Annotated in this window: 13 protein-coding genes; all 13 read left to right on the top strand. The window is 55.1% G+C overall.

Translation table 11 applies throughout. From position 1 onward, the window contains the following. Positions 1-251 precede the first annotated feature (251 nt). From rpsB to JNK54_08715, 13 genes are read left to right on the top strand one after another with little or no spacing between them, the layout of a single operon-like run. On the top strand, positions 252-1,049 hold the full coding sequence (gene rpsB / locus JNK54_08775) for a 30S ribosomal protein S2 (protein ID MBL8024356.1): 798 nt from the start codon (positions 252-254) through the stop codon (positions 1,047-1,049). A gap of 15 nt (positions 1,050-1,064) precedes the next feature. Continuing rightward, the gene (gene tsf / locus JNK54_08770) at positions 1,065-1,955 is read left to right on the top strand and encodes a translation elongation factor Ts (protein MBL8024355.1); all 891 of its coding nucleotides are present in this window, start codon (positions 1,065-1,067) and stop codon (positions 1,953-1,955) included. A 5-nt stretch (positions 1,956-1,960) separates the two neighbouring features. Beyond that, entirely contained in the window at positions 1,961-2,671 is a 711-nt protein-coding gene (locus JNK54_08765) for a UMP kinase (GenBank protein ID MBL8024354.1), read from the top strand. Between the two features lie 16 nt (positions 2,672-2,687). Next, positions 2,688-3,263 (top strand): ribosome recycling factor, encoded by a 576-nt coding sequence (gene frr, locus JNK54_08760; GenBank protein ID MBL8024353.1) that lies wholly within the window; start codon positions 2,688-2,690, stop codon positions 3,261-3,263. Between the two features lie 55 nt (positions 3,264-3,318). Then, positions 3,319-4,086, top strand: coding sequence for an isoprenyl transferase (locus JNK54_08755; GenBank protein ID MBL8024352.1), 768 nt, complete (start codon positions 3,319-3,321; stop codon positions 4,084-4,086). Beyond that, positions 4,086-4,937, top strand: a complete 852-nt coding sequence (locus tag JNK54_08750; protein MBL8024351.1) for a phosphatidate cytidylyltransferase — start codon at positions 4,086-4,088, stop codon at positions 4,935-4,937. The genes JNK54_08755 and JNK54_08750 overlap by 1 nt, the downstream gene beginning before the upstream one ends. 4 nt (positions 4,938-4,941) lie before the next feature. Then, positions 4,942-6,171: a 1-deoxy-D-xylulose-5-phosphate reductoisomerase gene (locus JNK54_08745; protein ID MBL8024350.1), complete on the top strand. Its 1,230-nt coding sequence runs from the start codon at positions 4,942-4,944 to the stop codon at positions 6,169-6,171. After that, the gene (gene rseP, locus JNK54_08740; protein ID MBL8024349.1) at positions 6,159-7,256 is read left to right on the top strand and encodes an RIP metalloprotease RseP; all 1,098 of its coding nucleotides are present in this window, start codon (positions 6,159-6,161) and stop codon (positions 7,254-7,256) included. Before JNK54_08745 ends, rseP begins: the two co-directional genes overlap by 13 nt. Positions 7,257-7,260: 4 nt before the next feature. Beyond that, entirely contained in the window at positions 7,261-8,970 is a 1,710-nt protein-coding gene (locus JNK54_08735) for a proline--tRNA ligase (GenBank protein ID MBL8024348.1), read from the top strand. Between the two features lie 20 nt (positions 8,971-8,990). Then, positions 8,991-9,449: a cyclic nucleotide-binding domain-containing protein gene (locus JNK54_08730; GenBank protein ID MBL8024347.1), complete on the top strand. Its 459-nt coding sequence runs from the start codon at positions 8,991-8,993 to the stop codon at positions 9,447-9,449. A 54-nt stretch (positions 9,450-9,503) separates the two neighbouring features. Beyond that, the gene (locus tag JNK54_08725; GenBank protein MBL8024346.1) at positions 9,504-12,206 is read left to right on the top strand and encodes a CHASE2 domain-containing protein; all 2,703 of its coding nucleotides are present in this window, start codon (positions 9,504-9,506) and stop codon (positions 12,204-12,206) included. Beyond that, the gene (locus JNK54_08720; protein ID MBL8024345.1) at positions 12,203-13,042 is read left to right on the top strand and encodes a Stp1/IreP family PP2C-type Ser/Thr phosphatase; all 840 of its coding nucleotides are present in this window, start codon (positions 12,203-12,205) and stop codon (positions 13,040-13,042) included. Before JNK54_08725 ends, JNK54_08720 begins: the two co-directional genes overlap by 4 nt. Then, positions 13,039-13,734, top strand: a complete 696-nt coding sequence (locus JNK54_08715) for an FHA domain-containing protein (protein MBL8024344.1) — start codon at positions 13,039-13,041, stop codon at positions 13,732-13,734. Before JNK54_08720 ends, JNK54_08715 begins: the two co-directional genes overlap by 4 nt. Positions 13,735-13,861: the final 127 nt, after the last annotated feature.

Raw genomic sequence — 13,861 nt, 5'->3', positions numbered from 1 at the left:
GTAACTCAGGGCGGGTCATACAAATGTTTGGCCCGCCCTATCTCACACACCCTTGGATTGCCGTTAGGGTTCCCCTCAGGGGCTAGCGGCGAAGGGAAGAGGGTGGAGGTCGCTTACCCAAGCGAAAAAAACCGCGCGTCGTTCGGAACGTTTACGTTCTGGAACCATCGTTTGCGTCCGTTTGAGAGCGGTCCTAAATTAGGGACCGCTTTTTTTATGTGGATACAAAGACGCGACACTCAGGAGGAATTATGGCAACTGTCTCGATGAAAGCGCTGTTGGAAGCCGGGGTTCATTTTGGACATCAAACCCGTCGGTGGAATCCGAAAATGGCCAAATTTATTTTTGGAAGCCGTAACAATATCCACATCATTGATTTACAAAAAACCGTCAAAGAGTTAAAGAAGGCTTTGGCGTATGTTCGCGAAGCTGCCGAAGACGGAAAAGTCTTTTTGTTCGTGGGGACGAAAAAACAGGCCCGTGAAGCGATTGCTCAGGAAGCCGCGCGGTGCGAGAGCCCCTTCGTTCGTGATCGTTGGTTGGGCGGGACATTAACAAATTTTGAAACCGTACGACGTTCGGCGAAACGCCTTCAAGAGCAGGAGCGGATGAAATCGAGCGGTGTGTTCGGTTCGCTTTCAAAAAAAGAAGGGTTGCAGCGGGAGAAAGAAATTCGCCGATTGGGGAAATCCCTCGATGGAATTAAAAACATGACGCGGTTGCCCGATATTATGTTCGTCGTCGACCCCGTCCAAGAAATCACCGCGGTTACGGAAGCTCGGCGAATGGAGATCCCCGTGGTGTCTATCTGCGACACCAACTGCGATCCCGACTTAATCGATTACCCGATGCCTGGGAATGATGACGCCATCCGTTCGGTCCGTCTCTTTTGTAAATTGGTGGCGGACACGATTCTGGAGGGGCGCGCGGCGGCCAAACCCGCGAACCAGGCTGAAGGGGTAGAGGCGTCGTCTGATCAGGAAATCGATTTGACGGAACAGTCTGAAACCGAGCCGGTGGAGAAAACGGTTGCCCCGGCTGGGAACTAACGGAGGGTGAACACAATGACAGAGATTTCGAGCGATATGGTGGGAAAGCTTCGGGCCAAAACCGGGGCGGGATTGATGGATTGCAAACGCGCGTTGACGCAAACGAGCGGGGACTTTGATAAAGCCGTGGTCGTTTTGCGTGAACAAGGGTCCGCCTCCGCGGCGAAGCGTTCAGGCCGAGTAACGGGAGACGGGTTGGTCACGTCTTACGTGGATCCCTCCGGAAAAACGGCGGTGCTCATGGAATTGAATTGTGAAACAGATTTCGTGGCGCGGACGGACGATTTTCAGGGGTTCCTCACAGAATTGGCCAAAAGCGCCGCGCAAGCGAATCCCGCTTGGAAATCCGCCGCCGATGCCCCCTTGGCGAGGGTCCAAGACGTGGCGGCCAAACTGAAGGAAAATGTGCAATTGCGCAACGGCCGCTTTACGCGGTTCGATCGCGTGGCCCCCGGTATTTTTTCCGTTTACATTCATCCTTCCGGGAATTTTGGAAAGGTGGGCGTTCTCCTTGAGCTGGGGGTCGCGGGAGACCGGGCGGCGGCTTTGGAAAATGAAGAAGCCAAAGCGCTTGCGCGGGATTTGGCGATGCAGGTGGCCGCCTCCAGTCCTCGTTTTGTTCGAAAAGAGGATGTGTCCTCGGAAGTCATTGAACAAGAAACAAAGATCGCCCAAGAACAAGCGCGTCGGGAGAACAAACCGGAAAAAATTTGGGACAAGATCGTGCAAGGTAAAATTCAGCAATATTACGGTCAATTCTGTTTAATGGAACAGCCTTTCGTCAAACCGGTGGATGGAGCCAAAGCTCTCACCGTGGCCCAGGTGGTTGATCTGGTGTCAAAAAAAGTGGGCGCGACGTTAATCCCGCGTCGCTTTGTTCGTTTGAAAGTGGGGGAAGAGGACTGACCCTCGTGACGGGTGTTCGCCGCGTTGTCCTTAAACTTTCCGGGGAGGCTCTTTTGGGCCACGGGGGGGGCGGTATTGACGTGGACGCGTTGTTTCAGATCGCTCATGAATTGAGCTCTGCACGGCGAACGAAAATACAAATCGCCGTCGTCGTGGGAGGGGGGAATATTTGGCGAGGGGGGCGAGGGAAGGGGCGGGAACTGGACCGGGTCATCTCCGACCAGATGGGCATGTTGGCCACGCTCGTGAACGCTCTGGCGCTCCAAGACGCTTTGGAGAAATCGGGGGCTCCCACCCGAGTCCTGTCCGCCATGGAAGTGGCGAAAGTGGCGGAACCCTACATTCGCCGTCGAGCTATTCGCCATTTGGAAAAAGGTCGGATCGTTATTTTTGCCGCGGGAACAGGGAATCCGTTTTTCTCAACCGATACCGCCGCCGCTTTGCGGGCCTCAGAAATCGAGGCGGACATGGTCTTGAAAGCCACCCAAGTGGACGGTGTTTACAATGCGGATCCCCTGAAGGTTCCTACCGCTAAAAAATACAAAACCTTGAAGCTTCTTCAAGCGCTTCGAGACCAATTGGGTGTGATGGATTCTACCGCCCTTTCCCTTTGTTTGGAAAACAAAATTCCTGTGCGCGTTTTTAACTTGAAGGAACCCGGGAACATTCGTCGGGCGATCTCGGGCAAAGACGTCGGAACGTTGGTCACCCCTTAATCGAAAGGACTCCCCCATGGCAAACATCTCACCGGTTGTTCAACCCGCGTTCAAAGACGCGGAAGATAAAATGCGAAAGTCTTTGGAACGGATGGCCCAGGAGTTCTCATCCGTTCGGTCGGGGCGGGCCACGGGGAATCTTCTCGACCACATTAAAGTGGATTATTACGGGTCCATGACCCCGATGAAACAAGTGGCCGCCGTGAGTGTGCCGGATGGGCGAACCATTGAAATTAAACCTTGGGACGCGGGCGCGTTGCCGGCCATTGAGCGTGCGATCGCCACCTCGGATCTCAAGTTAACTCCCAACAACGACGGTAAAATGATTCGGCTCGTTATTCCGACCTTGACCGAAGACCGACGTAAAGAAATGGTGAAAGTGGTTCGAAAACTGGCAGAGGAGTTTCGTGTGGCCATTCGCAACGATCGTCGTGACGTCATGGAAATTGTGAAAAAGGCAGAGAAAGATAAACTCATGACCGAAGACGATCGCAAAACGTCGGAGGGAGCGCTTCAGGTTTTGACCGATTCATTCATCAGTCGAGTGGACGATACCTTGGCGAACAAAGAAAAGGAAATTCTTACCGTCTAGGCGAGCGGGGCCCTTTGTCGGTTTCCGATGGAACGCCCCCTCTTCCCTTTACCGCATGCCCCCTCCTCTCCGCTCGAAGATCTCTTCCCCGGTTCTGTCCCGTCGGCCTCCCCAGGATTCTTCCTCACAGGAGGAACTGGTCCGATCCAAGATGCCCCGTCATGTGGCGATCATTATGGACGGGAATGGGCGTTGGGCTCGGAAACGCGGTTCCCCTCGTTTGATGGGGCACCGGGCGGGCGCCGAGAGCGTGCGTGAAATCGTCCGGCTTTCGGGCGAATGGGGAATAGCCGCTTTGACGCTCTACGCCTTCTCCACTGAAAATTGGTCCCGTTCTCCGGAAGAAGTGAAAGGTCTGATGTCTCTCCTGGCCCACACCCTTCGGCGGGAAAGCCAGGAACTGAACCGTAACCGGGTTCGTTTGCGGGTGATCGGGCGTGTGGACGCGCTTCCCTCTTCTGTTCAGAAGGAATTGACGCGCACGGCTTCTCTGTTGGAACAGAATACGGGGGTCGTTTTGACGCTGGCGTTGAATTATGGGGGACGGCAGGAAATTGTGGACGCCGCCCGGGCTGTGGTGGCGGCGGGGGAAACATTGACGGAACAATCCATCTCAAGCCACCTCCAAACCGCGCCTCTCCCGGATCCCGACCTGATGATCCGAACGTCCGGGGAATACCGTTTGTCGAACTTTTTGCTTTGGCAATCGGCCTACACGGAAATTTATGTGACCCCGACCTATTGGCCCGATTTCAGGAAAAACGAATTTCGCCTCGCTCTCCTGGATTACCAGCGGCGCGAACGTCGGTTTGGGGGGGTTTGATGGTTCTTCCGCGTGTTTTAACCGCGCTGGTTTTGGCGCCCTTCTTTTTGTGGGTTCTCTATCTAGGAAATGTTCCGTTCCTGGCGTTTATTTTTATTTTAATTCTTTTAGCCCTGTGGGAGTTCCACCGTATGGCCGAAGAGGGCGGATACGCCACCCAGGGGTGGGCCGGTATCAGTGCGGGCGCGTTGGTGGCGGTTTCTTTCGTGTTTCCAGGGATTCGGTCGAGTGTTTCGTTCCTGTCCCAAGCCCCAGCGTTTGCGGTCATGGTCGCTCTTTTGGGCTTGATTCTTCGCGAAATGGTCCGCCGGGACAAGGGGTTGTCGATGTTGCGGTTGGCCATGTCGTTCACAGGAATCCTTCTCATTGTTTGGCCTTTGGGGTATCTGGCTCTGATCCGGGAATTGCGGGGCACCAACGGGCTTCTTATGAATGGGGGATTGATGGCCACTGTTTTTTTGGTGGCGCTGATTTGGACCCAAGACACGGGGGCCTGGGCTGTGGGGCTCTCCATTGGGAAACACCGGTTGGCGCCGGCCGTGAGTCCAAAGAAATCGTGGGAGGGGGCCGTGGGGGGGCTGGTGGCGGGGGTTCTCCTTTCGTTGGCCCTTCGAGAGCTGTTCATGAAAGATCTTTTTGGGCGGGGAGAGATCGTGGTGTTGGCTGTGGTTTTAGGGGTGCTGGCCCAAATTTCAGATTTAACGGAGTCTTTGGTGAAACGTTGTTTCGGTGTGAAGGATTCTTCCTCTTTGCTTCCGGGGCACGGTGGCGTGTTGGACCGATTCGATTCGTTTTTACTCACCGCTCCTTTTCTCTATTTCTACATGATTTCTATCGGAAAGGTGGGGTAACCCCATGCGTCAAGTCGCGGTACTGGGGTCAACGGGATCGATTGGGGTCAACGCCTTGGACGTGATTCAACGCTTGAACCGGGCGGAGGGGGGATTCCGCGTCGCGGCGTTGTCGACCTATTCCCATGTACCCCTCCTCCAAAAGCAGATTCAGGTTTTTCGTCCGTCCCTGGCCGTGGTGGGCGACGAGGCGGCGGCAAAGGTTTTGTCTCGTTGGGCCCGATCCCGGAAAATTCCCTTGCGGGTCATGAGCGGGGTCGATGGTCTGGTTCAGGCCGCCTCGGCTCCAGCCGTCCAACTCGTTTTGTCCGCGGTGGTGGGGGCCGTGGGACTCCAGCCCCTTTTGTCGGCTCTTCGGGCGAAGAAAACCGTGGCACTGGCCAACAAAGAAGCGTTGATTGTCGCGGGCGAAATTGTGATGGCCACCGCGCGCCGTTACGGGGCAAAAATTATTCCGGTGGACAGCGAACATTCCGCTATGTTTCAATGTTTGGGGGGGCGGACGGGTCCCGGAGCGGGGGTTCGACGCTTAATTTTGACGGCATCGGGAGGGGCTTTTTATCGGCGCACCGGATCCCTTGACCAGGTGGGTGTTGAGGAAGCGCTGAACCATCCCACGTGGAAAATGGGTCGCAAAATTACCGTGGACTGCGCCACGTTAACCAATAAGGGGTTGGAAGCCATTGAAGCTCATTACCTGTTTGGCGTTCCGTTGGACCGGATTCAGATCGTGATCCATCCACAGTCCATTGTGCATTCGCTTGTGGAATTTGAAGACGGATCTTCGTTGGCGCAGTTGTCTCACCCGGATATGCGCCTCCCGATTCAATACGCGCTCACTTACCCGGATCGAAAACCCTCGCCGGTGCGCGCTTTGGCCTTGGATGAAATCAAAAAACTGGAATTTTACGCGCCGGATTTTCGTCGGTTCCCGGCACTTTCCCTCGCGTTGGAGGCGGGGCGGCGGGGCGGGGCCTGGCCCGCTGTTTTTAACGGGGCGAACGAGGCGGCGGTCCAAGCCTTCTTGGGTCGCCGGTTGCCTTTTACGGGGATTCCCCGTCTGTGTCGCCAGGTGATGAATCGTTTCAAAAAAAGGCCCCCCCCACGGGATGGGTTGAGGGGAATTTTAGAAGCGGACGCGTGGGCGCGGCGGGAAGCCCTCTCTTTTTTGGGAAAAGAACGATTAAGTTCCGAAACGTTAACGAAGGGAGGAGTGAAACCATGGATTTCCTAATTGGGGCTTTAGGTGTTGTGTTTGCGTTTGGATTGGTGATTTTTGTTCATGAGTTCGGACATTTCATTGTGGCTAAAAAGTCCGGGGTGCAAGTGGACCGTTTTTCCTTTGGGTTGGGACCGGAGATGTTTGGGTTTCAGTGGGGAGAAACCCGCTACTGCGTGGCGTGGATCCCCTTGGGGGGGGAAGTTCGGATGGCCGGCGAAATGGAACCGGGCGGTGACCCATCCGTTGTTCGGGATTCCCGGGAATTTTTCGCCAAACCTTGGTATCGACGGATTCCCATTGTGTTGGCCGGTCCGGCCATGAACTACGTGTTGGCCTATGTGTTGTTTGCTTTTGTTTTTCTCCTGTGGGGAAACCCGAAAGCGTCCAGTGAGCCCGTTGTGGGAGATTTGGTTGACGCTTATCCCGCGAAGGCGGCGGGCCTTTTAACCGGGGATCGCATGGTGTCGGTCAATGGGAAATCCGTTTTCACCTGGACGAATGTGGCGGAAATCATTCATCAGAACGCGGAGACTCCCATCACCCTATCGGTCCTTCGGGAAGGCGGGGAATCCCTGGATTTTGTTTTGACGCCGGTTCGTGATGCGGTGTCGGGGCGGGGGCTCATCGGGATTTCGCCGGCGGTGGCTTTCTCCCCTATGCCGTTAGGGGAAGCGTTGGTCGCCGGTGGTCAGCAAACGGTTTTCTGGACCCGTTACACGCTTTCCTATTTGGGGGATAAAATTGTCAATCGACAAAAACCCGACTTGTCGGGGCCCCTGGGGATCGCCAATATTATTTCTAAATCCACCAAAAGCGGGATCCAGGATTATCTGTTTTTGATCGCGTTGATTTCCCTGGGTATCGGGTTGTTTAATTTGTTTCCGATCCCCATGTTGGACGGAGGCCATTTGGTTTTTTTCCTCTGGGAAGGAATTTCTCGAAAACCCGTGAGTCGGCGCGTGGTTCAAGCCGCAAACGTGGCGGGGCTTTCTCTCCTGTTGGGAATTCTGGTGTTTGCCACGTTCTCCGATATTCAGCGGATGCGAAACAAGCCCACCCCAACGACCCCATCGACCTCTTCGGGGCCAACGAGGTAAATCCATGCGCCTTTCCCGTTATTTACTCCCCACGCTAAAAGATCTACCCTCCGATGCCGATACGGTTTCGGCGCGGTTGATGCTTCGTGCCGGCCTGATTCGGAAAGTGGCCAGCGGCCTCTACGAATGGTTGCCCTTTGGGTTGCGGGCTCTCCGCAACGTGGAGCGAATTGTTCGGGAGGAGATGGACCGGGCGGGCGGCCAGGAGGTCTGGCTTCCGTTGGTTCAACCCAAAAACCTCTGGGAGGAAACAGGTCGCTGGCAATTTTACGGAAAGGAAATGTTGCGTTTAAAGGATCGAAAAAACACGGAGTTTTGCCTGGCGCCAACGGCGGAAGAAGTCATGACGGATTTAGTTCGACGGGAAGTTCGGTCTTATCGCGAACTGCCTTTATTCCTCTATCAATTTGGAACGAAATTCAGAGACGAGATTCGTCCCCGGTTCGGGGTCATGCGGGCCCGCGAATTTTACATGAAAGACGGGTATTCGTTTCACGCAGACGAACCCAGTGCCGACGCCACCTACCGGGATGTGTTCGACGCGTACACGCGAATCTTTAAACGCTGTGGTTTGAATTTTCGCCCTGTGGAGGCCGATACGGGTTCCATTGGGGGGAACTCGTCCCATGAGTTTATGGTTTTGGCGGAAACGGGGGAAGAATTCATTGCCTCCTGTTCCGGGTGCGGTTACGCCGCCAACGTGGAACGGGCCGAGTCCTCCCCTCCGGAACCGGGCCCCGCGGAAACGCTGTTGCCCCTGGAGGAGGTTTCCACCCCGGGGGCTGGCGCGGTGGAAGCGGTTGCCACTCTTTTGGGTGTGCCTCAAGAAAAATTCCTCAAGATGGTCGTCTATCAGGCGGACGGGCAACCCGTCGTGGCGTTCGTTCGCGGGGACCGGGAATTAAACGAACACAAGCTGAAGCGCGTGCTGGGGGCCAAAACTCTCTTTAAAGCCAATGATGATATCTACCGGCAAGTGGCGGGGTGTGACCCTGGGTTTGGGGGGCCCTTGAATTTGAAAGGAACCGTGGTGGCTGATTTAAGTGTTATGGGGATCGTGAACGGAACAGCGGGGGCGAACAAGACGGACTTCCACTGTCGAAACGTGAACCCCGGTCGAGATTTCGTCCCGACGCAGGTGGCCGATATCCAGACGGTTCGTGAAAAAGACCCTTGCCCAAAATGCAAACTCCCATTAAGCTTCTTTAAGGGCATTGAAGTGGGGCATGCCTTCAAGTTGGGCGACAAATATTCTGTCGCGATGAACGCGGGGTTTCTGAATGAAAAAGGAGTGAAGACCCCTTTCCTCATGGGGTGTTACGGCATCGGGGTCAGCCGTGTGGTGGCGGCCACCATCGAGCAGTCGAGCGACGCCAACGGCATTATTTGGCCGGAATCTTTGGCCCCCTTTGATGTCCTTTTGGTTCCGTTGAATGTGGCTGAACCTCGTTTGATGGAGGCCACGGATCGGTTGGAAAAAGAGCTGGTCGCCGCGGGTCTGGAGGTGTTGGTGGATGATCGGGACCAGCGCGCGGGTGTGAAATTTAAGGACGCCGACTTGCTGGGGATTCCCTGGCGGATCACGGTGGGCGAAAAAAAGTTGGCGCTGGGCCAGGTGGAAATAAAAAGGCGCAGCGCGGACGATATCCTGGATGTGAGTCTGGATCTAGCGGCAAGAACCCTGTTGGAAAAAAGGGGGAAACCCGCCGCCTAACCAGACACGGGGAGGGCGGTATGCCGTTTGATGACACGCTGTTTATTAAGAAAAACGTAAACATTTTGTCTTTCTTTGCGGATGACAAAATTCGCCAAATCACCGCGGAACTGTCCCACCAAACATTTAAAAAAGGCCAGACCGTTGTTTTTCAGGGTGAAATCAACCACAACTTTTTCATCCTCAAGAGCGGTGGTGCCCAAGTTTTCGCCAAATCCAGTGGCAACAAAACATGTTTGGGCGAACTGAAAGCCGGTGACTTCTTTGGCGAAATATCCCTCCTGGATTCGACAACTTCTGACGCCACCATTCGATCCTCAGCGGACGATACCGAAGTTTTGATGGTGCCCCACGACACCTTTAAACGGTTCCTTCGAGAAAACCCGGGCCTTGAACTCTCCTTAAGAGAGAAAGTCGCGGCCCGAGCGCGTCAAAAGGCGGAAGCTCTCCGTGCCCCCTCTCTCCCGCCCTCGGTGTAATCTGAACGTGAATTTCCCAGGGGTTCGTTTCCTCATGCAGGGGGAAATTCTCGCTTGAAACGCCGATGGGGATGGGATTCGCTCTTGGCGTTTCTTTTTACGGCGGGATTTTTTGCTTTGGCCATGGTGTCTTTTCCTCTAACGGAAACCTTAGAACATAAACTCTACGACCTTCGTGTGCGATCCCTTAAAGTTCCTCCTCCCTCCGACGATATCCGATTGGTGGCCATTGACGCGCCTTCCCTTGAAGCCGTCGGTCGGTGGCCCTGGTCGCGGAGCGTGATGGCCGAACTTTTGGGACGTATCGCCGCCGGGGGGCCCCGCGCCTTAGGGTGCGCGGTCGTTTTTTCCGAACCCGACGATCATCAGGGGCTGGTGGCTTTGCGGGAGTTACGGGAGGAGTATCAATTCCTCTTGGATGGGGAAGAGGAAGCGATTCAACCGCTTCTTCAACGATTGGTCAAGGATTCCCGTTATAAAAAATTTGTTCGGTCCCATCCCTTTGGTGATTTGCGGGGTTTTGGGAAGACCATGGAAGAAACGATTCGGAGTTTGGACAGTGACGCGCGTTTAAAAAAAACTTTGGGGAAGGCGAAGAACGTTCTTCTCTCTTTTTATTTTCGATCGCAGGGGCGACCGGGGGGGGAGGAACCCCCGGAAGAGATCGAGCGGATGAAAAACGCGGGGTTGCTCCAAGCGCAGGTGGAAGAAACCACGGGGAGCGTTTTGCCGGTCGGGTCCATGCCCCTCCTTCCGTTGGCCGATTTTTCAAGCCGTGTGGAAGGGATGGGTCACGCGACGGTTATTCAGGATCGCGATGGTTCGGTTCGGCGAGAGGCCCCCGTGATGTCGTTTCGCGGTCAAAGCGTTCCTTCCCTTTCACTCCAGATGGCTCGGGTGGGCCTGAATCTTAAAGTGAAGGATATTCATGTTCGACCCGGCCGAGAAATTCTGTTGGGAAAAACGAGCATCCCGATCGACGCCGAATCGAAAATGTTGATCAAGTATGCGGGGGGAATGGAAAACATCAAAAAAGTTTCAGCCGTGGACGTGTTGCGTGACAACGGGGGAATTCCCCCCAAGGCCTTTAAAGACAAATTGGTTTTGGTGGGTATCACGGACACGGGTTTGGGAAGCGCGTTTGTCACCCCAGTTCATTCGGCGTTCCAATTTAACGGGATCATTCTTTCTTCTCTCCGAAATATTTGGGAAGGGGACTTCCTTTCTCGCCCGCCCTGGGCCGCGCGGGCGGAATGGATCTGGTTGGCCGTGGTCGGCTTGTTTGTGACGTTCGGTTTGCCGCTCTTGCGGGCCCGGGCGGGTTTCTTTATCACGTTGGGTTTGGCCTTGATGACCCTGGGAGCGGGCTGGTACTTCTTTTTGGCCAAAAGTTACTGGATCAAGATCGTTTATCCCCTGGCCCTTCTTTTTGTGACGTATCTGGTGGTCACGGTGCGCCGCTTTTTCTTTACGGAGATGCGGAAAGAATTGGTGGAAGCCCAAAGCATCGAAACCCATAAAAGTTTGGGGTTGTCGTATCAAACCCAGGGGCTCCTGGATATGGCCTTTGAGAAATTGCGCAAATGTCCTGTGGACGCCGATATGAAAAGTGTTCTCTACACCTTGGCCCTGGATTTTGAAAGGAAACGTCAGTTCGGAAAAGCGGGGGTGGTGTATGATCACATCGCTCAAACGGATCCCCTCTTTAAAGACGTAAAAGAGCGGTCTCGTGCCGCGAAACAAGCCAGCGAATCGGGCGGAATCGCTGCTGGGTTGGGAGGGAAAGCGGGGGGAACCGTTGTTTTTGGAGCCGGGGCGGCCAAACCCACCCTGGGTCGGTATGAAATTGAAAAAGAATTGGGGCGCGGGGCGATGGGGGTGGTGTATTTGGGGCGGGACCCCAAAATCAATCGTTCCGTGGCGGTGAAAACCCTGCGGTTTGATGACGAAACAGACGCCGATTCCGCCAAGGCCATTCGCGACCGCTTTTTCCGTGAAGCGGAATCGGCGGGGACGCTGAACCATCCCCACATTATCCGGATCTTTGACGCGGGGGAAGACGGGGAGATCTCCTTTATCGCTATGGAACTTTTAGAGGGTGAAGATCTTAAAAAATGTGTGGAAAAAGCCAATCTCCTCCCGGTTTCCCAAGTGGTGGAGGATGTGGCCACCATCGCGGACGCTCTGGATTACGCCCACGTGCACGGGGTGGTGCACCGGGACATTAAACCCGCCAACGTGATGCGCTTGAAGGACGGAACGCTTCGGGTGACGGATTTCGGGATTGCGCGGATCACCTCCGCGTCCAAAACGGCCACGGGCACGGTGATGGGCACCCCCAGTTACATGTCGCCGGAACAACTGTCGGGAAAGAAAATTGATGGGCGGTCGGACCTGTTTTCCCTGGGCGTCATGCTCTACGAAATGTTGACCGGTGAAAAGCCTTTCGAAGGGGAAAGCATCGCGACCCTTCTTTTCCGGATCGCCAGTGAAGCCCATCCTGATCCTCGACTCCGTCGGCCCGATCGGATCAATGGGGCCTTGAGCGCGGTGATTGACCGCGCCCTTTCCAAAGATCCTGACCGCCGATACCAACGCGGGGCAGACATGGCGCGGGACTTGCGGGCGGTGGGTTCTGTCGCCGCGCCTCACGCCCCGCCCTCTTCCCCAGAAGCGATTGATTTGAACCCGGTCAAAACATCCATTGGGGAGGGGACCGTGGATCTGGGAAAAGAACCTGGAGGGGGAACCCCATGAACTTTGTCGCCACTGTTTTAACGGACACGGGGAAGGTCCGTCACCACAACGAAGATTCCTGTTTGTTGGACGATGAATTGGGTTTGGTGGTGGTCGCTGACGGGATGGGGGGGCACGCGGCGGGGGAAGTGGCCAGTCGTCTGGCTGTGGACGTGGTTCGGGATCAGGTCGCCCATGGGCTTCGGACCGGAACGATCCCCGCCTGTGGCGTTCCTCCGCCTCACTGGTCGGATCGGACGCGTCTTTTGGCGGCGGCGGTGTTCACGGCCAACGAGGTGATATACCAGGCGTCCCAGGAACGTGTCGAGCGTCAAGGGATGGGGACGACGATCGTGGCCGTTTTGCGAAACGGTTCCCGGCTTTCCGTGATCCATGTGGGGGACAGCCGTTTTTATTTGTTCCGGGGGGGGGAACTGGCCGTGGTCACGCGTGATCATTCCCTGGTGGCCGAACAGGTGGCTCAAGGGGTGTTGTCCCCTGCGGAGGCGGAGGCCTCCGAATCCGGGAACATTTTGACACGGGCGTTGGGGGTAGGGCCCACGATCGAGATGGATGCCGCCGAACCCACGGTCTGTCCCGGGGACCTGTTTCTTTTGTGTTCCGATGGACTAACCAAAATGGCGGACGATGAAATTTTGAAACAATCGGTCCGGGAGATCAACGATCCCCAACGACTTTGCCCGTTCTTAGTGCGTTTGGCTCTGGACCGTGGCGGCCGGGACAACGTCACCGTCGCTGTGGGGCGGGTCGGGAGGGAGCGGTTGTTGGATCGAGCACGGTCATTTTTTCGGTCAAAGATGCTTACTTCACGAAAGAATAAGGAAGGTCTCCCATGATAAAACTCATTCTGAAATTTAACGGCGCGTTGGTGAAGGAACTGACGGTGGTTGGTTCGGATATTTTTGTTGGCCGAAAACCGGAGAACGATTTGGTGATCGACAATCCAGCGGTTTCGGGAAAGCATTGTCGAATCTTTTGGGAGGGGGCCGGTTATTTTGTCGAAGATTTAAAAAGCACCAACGGGACTTTTTTGAGGGAACGACGGGTGGAACGTGAACTTCTACACCACAAAGACGAGCTGGCCATTGCCAAACATACCCTTGAATTTTATAACGATGAGGAAGTCCCTCCCTCCTCGCGTGCCGAACCGGCGGGTCCGGTGTCTTCGGACTCGACCGTGATTATGGCGGCCCCACCTCCCGCTGTGAAGGGGACGGAACGTGTGGGTTATCTCCGAATTTTGGCGGGGAGTAACGCGGTCCCCCTTCCGCTGACTCAGTTGACCACGTATATTGGGAAATCCGATCAAGCTCAGGTAAAATTAAAGGGGCTCTTCGCTCCCGATCTTGCGGCCTGCGTGGCAAAAAAATCGGACGGATATTATCTGACAGCGCTCAAAGAAAAAACCGTAAAACTGAACGGTAATCCCCTCATGGACCAGGCGGTGGTCCCCCTTAAAGAGGGGGATCTTGTGGACGCAGCAGGCCTCAAATTGATGTTTTTCCTGCAGGAGGCTAACCCCAAATAAACCGTGAGGAGAATTCCCTCTGTCCTTATTCAACTGAGTTTTTAAGGAAATCGGTGAATTCAAGCGGCTATTGCACCAAGCCATGAATTGAAGACCTCGTTTGGAGTTTTGTATCCCAAGCATTTCA

This window comes from Elusimicrobiota bacterium (assembly GCA_016788905.1).
In the GTDB taxonomy this organism is placed as follows: Bacteria; Elusimicrobiota; Elusimicrobia; order FEN-1173; family FEN-1173; genus JADKHR01.
The sequence above is the reverse complement of the archived record's forward strand: the minus strand, read 5'-3'. Positions and strand labels throughout refer to the sequence as shown.

Bases quoted from the DNA above. Each gene is read 5' to 3' on its own strand.
- rpsB (MBL8024356.1), top strand. From the start codon at position 252: ATGGCAACTGTCTCGATGAAAGCGCTGTTGGAAGCCGGGGTTCATTTT.
- tsf (MBL8024355.1), top strand. From the start codon at position 1,065: ATGACAGAGATTTCGAGCGATATGGTGGGAAAGCTTCGGGCCAAAACC.
- frr (MBL8024353.1), top strand. From the start codon at position 2,688: ATGGCAAACATCTCACCGGTTGTTCAACCCGCGTTCAAAGACGCGGAA.
- JNK54_08755 (MBL8024352.1), top strand. From the start codon at position 3,319: ATGCCCCCTCCTCTCCGCTCGAAGATCTCTTCCCCGGTTCTGTCCCGT.
- JNK54_08750 (MBL8024351.1), top strand. From the start codon at position 4,086: ATGGTTCTTCCGCGTGTTTTAACCGCGCTGGTTTTGGCGCCCTTCTTT.
- JNK54_08745 (MBL8024350.1), top strand. From the start codon at position 4,942: ATGCGTCAAGTCGCGGTACTGGGGTCAACGGGATCGATTGGGGTCAAC.
- rseP (MBL8024349.1), top strand. From the start codon at position 6,159: ATGGATTTCCTAATTGGGGCTTTAGGTGTTGTGTTTGCGTTTGGATTG.
- JNK54_08735 (MBL8024348.1), top strand. From the start codon at position 7,261: ATGCGCCTTTCCCGTTATTTACTCCCCACGCTAAAAGATCTACCCTCC.
- JNK54_08730 (MBL8024347.1), top strand. From the start codon at position 8,991: ATGCCGTTTGATGACACGCTGTTTATTAAGAAAAACGTAAACATTTTG.
- JNK54_08720 (MBL8024345.1), top strand. From the start codon at position 12,203: ATGAACTTTGTCGCCACTGTTTTAACGGACACGGGGAAGGTCCGTCAC.
- JNK54_08715 (MBL8024344.1), top strand. From the start codon at position 13,039: ATGATAAAACTCATTCTGAAATTTAACGGCGCGTTGGTGAAGGAACTG.